The sequence below is a fragment of the uncultured Amaricoccus sp. genome (genome assembly GCF_937858865.1).
Taxonomy (GTDB): domain Bacteria; phylum Pseudomonadota; class Alphaproteobacteria; order Rhodobacterales; family Rhodobacteraceae; genus Amaricoccus.
The window spans coordinates 1-3,231 of record NZ_CALLYO010000444.1 but is presented as its reverse complement, the minus strand read 5'-3'; the positions used below and the strand labels follow the sequence as shown (position 1 = coordinate 3,231).

The 3,231-nt window shown below is 68.3% G+C and carries 3 protein-coding genes; all 3 read right to left on the bottom strand.

Annotation, left to right across the window (positions count from 1 at the left end; all coding sequences use genetic code 11):
* The coding region (locus tag Q0112_RS13100; RefSeq protein ID WP_297975984.1) for a Gfo/Idh/MocA family oxidoreductase at positions 1-955 on the bottom strand (955 nt) is incomplete at its 3' end.
* 91 nt (positions 956-1,046) lie between these two features.
* Complete coding sequence (locus Q0112_RS13095; RefSeq protein WP_297975983.1) at positions 1,047-2,495, bottom strand: M10 family metallopeptidase; 1,449 nt, start codon at positions 2,493-2,495, stop codon at positions 1,047-1,049.
* 140 nt (positions 2,496-2,635) lie between these two features.
* Positions 2,636-3,231 (bottom strand): RNA polymerase factor sigma-32 (locus Q0112_RS13090; protein ID WP_297975982.1); only part of this gene is annotated, 596 nt, incomplete at its 5' end.

The window sequence follows — 3,231 nt, the reverse complement described above, 5'->3', positions numbered from 1 at the left end:
AGATCATGTCGATCATCGCCTGGTTCCCGCGCGAGAATTCGAGCGGACAGGCATAAGGCGCGCCGTCGAGCACGCTCGCGTTGAAGGCGTCGATCTGCGAGCGGTACTGATCCGACCGCGGAAACCGCTCGAAGATCACCGTCGCATCGGCGTTGCGCAGCTCGATCACCGGGTCGCCATAGGCGCCGGCATTGTAGGGCGCATGCACCGACAGCCATCCCTCGTCGCCGTGGAAGGTCATCACCTGCCGCGGCGCCATGCGCATCGAGACGTAGAAGTCGAGCCAGAACCCGGGAAATTCCGCCACCACCCGCGCGGTGGCATCGATCCCCCGGTCCCACTCGATGACCGCATGGGCGACGCCGCGCGGCTCCTCGCCGCTGACGAAGCGGGTCGAGATCGACGGATAGACGCCGATGTCGCGCAGCGCCCCGCCGCCCATGTCGGCCCGGTTGCGGATGTTGCCGGGGTCGTCGTTGAAGAAGCTGAAGGCGCCCTGCACCTGCCGCAGCGCCCCGATCGCCCCCTGCCGCACCAGCTCGCGCGCCCGGATCCACTGCGGATGATGCGTGACCATGAAGGCCTCCGCCGCCAGCAGCCCGGTCCGGTCGCGCAGCGCGATCAGCGGGTCGATCTCCCCGGCGCGGAGCGCGATCGGCTTCTCGCAGAGCACGTGCTTGCCGGCCTCGAGGCATTTCGCCGTCCACTCGACGTGCTGGTGGTTCGGCAGCGGGATGTAGACCGCATCCACCCCCGGATCGGCGAGCAGCGCCTCGTAGCTGTCATGGACCCGCACCGCCCCATAGGGCGCGGCCAGCGCCGCCGCCTTGCCGGGCGTCAGGCTCGCGACCGCCGCGAGCTCGCCCCGGTCGCTCATGTGGATGCCCGGCACCACCCACTCCCGGGCGATCTTCGCTGCACCGAGCACCCCCCAGCGAACCCGTCCCTCGGCCATCTCTCTTCCTCCCTCGTTTTCCCGGCTTGCGCCGGAGCCTACTGCGGCTTTCCCGCCGGGGCGAGAGGGCGAAGGCCCGGGTCAGGGGAGGTCAGAGGAAGAAGTCGTGCGCGCTGTAGGCGCTCGCCCGCACCGCGCCGTCGTGGATCGCCACCTGGAACTCGATCGCGGCGTCGTTGTCGACGTTGCCGTTGACGTAGGTGACCCCCTTCGATTCGGTCATCCACAGGTGGCCCTTCGCCTTGCTGCTGCCGAAGATGAAGGCCTGGTCCCCGCCGCGCGTGACGTCGGCATCGATCAGGTGCAGGTCGATCTTGTCGCCCGCCGCCCGCCCCGGCCGCTCGAAGGCGACGGCCCCATGGCCCGCCACGATCTTGTCGACCGCTCCGGGCCGCGATTCGCTGGTCGAGCCGAAGATGAAGGTGTCCGCCCCCTTGCCGCCGACCAGCGTGTCGGCGCCGCCGAAGCCGCGGATCTTGTCGTTCCCCGCCATGCCGGCCAGCCAGTTCTTGCCCTGGTTGCCGTAGATCACGTCATGGCCCGACCCGCCCTTGGCGTTCTCGATCAGCGACCGCGAGTCGCCGTGATATTGCAGCGCGTTGAAGATGTTGCCGCGGGCGTCCCCGCCGTTCGGCCCGCCGCCGAGGTCGGCGAGCTGCCCCTTGGAGAAGACCGAGTGCTTCCCCGGCCCGAGGTCGATTCGCACGTTCGTCCGGTAGGCCGAAAGATCGTAGGTATCGGTACCGCCGCCGTCCCAGACCGTGGCGAAGATGCGGTTGCCGCCCGGGTCGATGCCGACCTGCCCGTTCACGTAGGTCCGCCCGCTCCCGGGCTTCCAGCTGTAGACCGTGTTGCCGGCGTTGGTGGTGAAGTCGGCGCCGTACATGTGCTGCAGCGCGGCGACGTCGAGCATCATGTAGCTCTGCGGCGCGCCCCATTTCTCGAAATGGTAGCCGCTCGGCGCCGCCCCGACCCAGGGTCGGTAGGTCATCACGGTGAACTCGGGCGAATCGTAGCTGGCGGCGAGCTTGCCGGCCCCCCAGCCCTCGTGCGTGTGCTTGAGGCCGAGGGCGTGCCCCATCTCGTGCAGGACGATCATGTGGTCGTAGTTGCCGGCCCTCGGCGCCCGGCCGGAGCCGCCCAGCCAGACGTCGCCGCCGACGCCCGCGCCGGGCATGTAGGCGTAGGAGGTGGAGACGTCGCGGGTGTTCGCGACCCGGATGTCGCCGGCCCCGCTGCCCGCGCCGGCCGAGCTCACGGAAAGCTTGGTGAAGCCCTCGACCGAGAAGCCGACGCTCGCCTTGCTGACCCCCTCGAGGGCGGTGCGGACGGAGGTGTACTGCGCCGAGGAGAGTTTGGAAAAGCCGTCCGACTGCGCCGAACGTCCGTCCCTGTCGTAGTCGCTGTAATAGCCGCGGCCGTAGTCCGAGGCGGCGTTCGGATTGCTGTAGGTGAGCTTTCCGCCACCCCATCCGTAGCCGGACAGCAGCCCGTTGACGCGTGCGTCCCCGGTCCGAAGGACCGAAGCCAGATAAGCCATTTCCCCACCCCCCAATTCCCCAAGAGGTGGGAGGAGCCTAAGGGGGGTGGCGCCAGCGGATCAACCTTCGGGAGCTTAATGCGTTAGCCGAGACTGAACGCGCAAGAGTTTATGAAATATCGACCTTTCCCGAAGGCTGGTCAGTTGACCGCCGGGACCATGCCGCGTTCGACGGCCAGCTCGCGCATCTTCTTCTGCAGCTTCTCGAAGGCGCGCACCTCGATCTGGCGGATCCGCTCGCGGCTCACGTCGTACTCCTGGGACAGCTCTTCCAGCGTCACCGGCTCGTCCTTGAGCCGCCGCTCGGTCAGGATGTGCCGTTCGCGCTCGTTGAGCGTTCCCATCGCCTCGAGCAGGAGCTCGCGCCGGTTCTCGAGCTCGTCGCGCTCGGCGAGCGCGGTCGCCTGGTCGGCCTCCTCGTCCTCGAGCCAGTCCTGCCATTCGGCGGTGCCGTCGCCGTCGCCGCGCACCTGGGCGTTGAGGCTCGCGTCGCCGCCGGCCATGCGGCGGTTCATCGAGATCACGTCCTCCTCGGTGACGTTGAGGTCGTGGGCGATCTTCGCCACGTTCTCCGGGCGGAGCTCGCCCTCCTCGATGGCGCCGATCTTGTTCTTCGCCTTGCGGAGGTTGAAAAAGAGCTTCTTCTGCGCCGCCGTGGTGCCCATCTTCACCAGGCTCCAGGAGCGCAGGATGTATTCCTGGATCGAGGCGCGGATCCACCACATCGCATAGGTGG